This window comes from Campylobacter concisus UNSWCS (genome assembly GCF_000466685.1).
Classification (GTDB): Bacteria; Campylobacterota; Campylobacteria; order Campylobacterales; family Campylobacteraceae; genus Campylobacter_A; species Campylobacter_A concisus_A.
The window spans coordinates 1-1,848 of record NZ_ANNG01000085.1 but is presented as its reverse complement, the minus strand read 5'-3'; the positions used below and the strand labels follow the sequence as shown (position 1 = coordinate 1,848).

Genomic DNA, 1,848 nt, shown 5'->3' with positions numbered 1-1,848 from the left:
TTAAGATGGAGTTATAAGAGACTTTCATAGCTTACTCCTTGAAATTTAGCTTCAAAGAGTAAGCAAAAGTTGTGCCGAAAATTTTTATCAACAAGGGAGCATTTTGTATAGAGAGAAGTCATATATAAACTAAATTGTTGAAAGGTCGATTTATCAACTAAGAAATTTTCACTCAAATAAATTTTGAAAAATCGTTGAGTAGTTTAAAATTTACTAAGGATAGTAAAATGCAAATTTCTAGCTCGCCTTATCCTTATCTGTCTAGAGAGCACATAGCTAGTGAGATGGGGTTTAAATTTAACGATATAAACGAAATACTTAGTAACGATATGGGATATGGTATGAGCTTTCCTAAATACGCAAGGCTAGACAGAAAAGCTCAAGCTGCGTCTTATGATAGACATATATATCCACTATCTGGCTTTACAAAAGGCGATGAAGCAAAAGTCACTATCATAGGAAAGCTTAGAGGCTATGATCCTGACTTTACAAGCGAGCAGCTATCAGATCTTAAAAATTTCATAAATGAAAGTAAGGGTTTGTTTGTTGAATACATACAAGGTCAGCAAGCAAAACCAGACAATGATAAGCCAAAGCTTTTAAGAGATACCCCATACACTGTAAATGAATTTTTAAATGAATATCGTGGCAATCGCCAGCTGCTATTTATGCAAAACTCAAGGACTGTTGATCTACTTGATAGCGATATGAGCGTTGATGAGTTTAAAGAGGAGTGGGCTAAATATGCATTAAAAGAGCGGTTTAATATAACTTTATCTGGCGAAGATGCTAAAAATGCTGTCAATATACTAAAAGAGATGAATGAAAAAGGTCTTCAGGATATAGAGAGCGTTGAAGAAGAAAAAGACGACACCAAAGAGAAAAAATTTACTCCTATCCAAGCTGAAAGCAAAAATACTGAAACTTATGACATTGCTAAGGATGAGAAATTTTCATATTTACTTAAGCTTCAAGAACTTGAGAGAGAACGAGGTATCGATGTGCTTCGTATCATGCAAAAGCTTGAAGAAAATGGTAAAAAGGTTGTCGATAAAAAGGTTTAACTTCATATTTGTATTTAGCGCAAGCCGCCATTAAATCATCCTATGACAAGATAGAGAATGATCCTAACTCTGCTTTATCCATCAAGCCATCTTATTTAAAATTTGCTTCTTATCTATCTTTTGCATAAGCTCTAAGACGTCTATGCCTCTTTTTTCTTTAAATTTTAAAAGCTCTCTTGCATAGAGAAATTTTTGATCCTTATTTATATCATAGGTCTCATACTTCTTCTTAACCTGCATAGGTTTAAATTTCTTCTCACTTTGCTCTTTAGCAAAATTTGCATTGTATTCTTGCTCTTCTTTGTGTAGTTTGGCCAGAAATTCTTTATGCTCTTTTGTAGTTTTTTCTACGTCTTCTTTATAAAGCTTCTTAAACTCTTCTATGCTTAGATCTGCTCTAACAAACAAAGCAGCACCATCATTACTCATCATCGTATCTTCAGAAAATGAATTTACAAAAGCTTCTAGTTCCGCCTCCTCTTCTGCTGTGCCAAGACCAACCATTTTACCAACTATCGTTGGTTTGCCGTCTATAGAGTTTGTAAGCAACCAGTCCATGTAATCTTGGAGTTCGCGAACTCTAAATTCTTCCATATTTTCTGGCTCTCTTTTTGCTGATAAAGCCCGTCTTTCTTGAATGGTGTAATTAGATAGCATATTATCAATTCGATTTATAGTATCTGCTATCCAGCCCTCTTTGCTTTGGTCTATATCAATAAATTCTTTTACATTATCAGTCCAGGGTCTAAACATATACTTTGAGTAATCAAATTTCTCTTCGCTG

At 34.2% G+C, this 1,848-nt stretch carries 2 protein-coding genes; one reads left to right on the top strand and one right to left on the bottom strand.

The features are described from left to right. The first annotated feature begins 227 nt into the window (after positions 1–227). Positions 228–1,064 (top strand): hypothetical protein, encoded by an 837-nt coding sequence (locus tag UNSWCS_RS10660; RefSeq protein ID WP_021088506.1) that lies wholly within the window; start codon positions 228–230, stop codon positions 1,062–1,064. 81 nt (positions 1,065–1,145) lie between these two features. On the opposite strand, the gene UNSWCS_RS12085 is transcribed toward UNSWCS_RS10660, so the two are convergent. Next, positions 1,146–1,848: cell surface protein (locus tag UNSWCS_RS12085; protein WP_051267853.1), on the bottom strand; the 703-nt coding region annotated here is incomplete at its 5' end.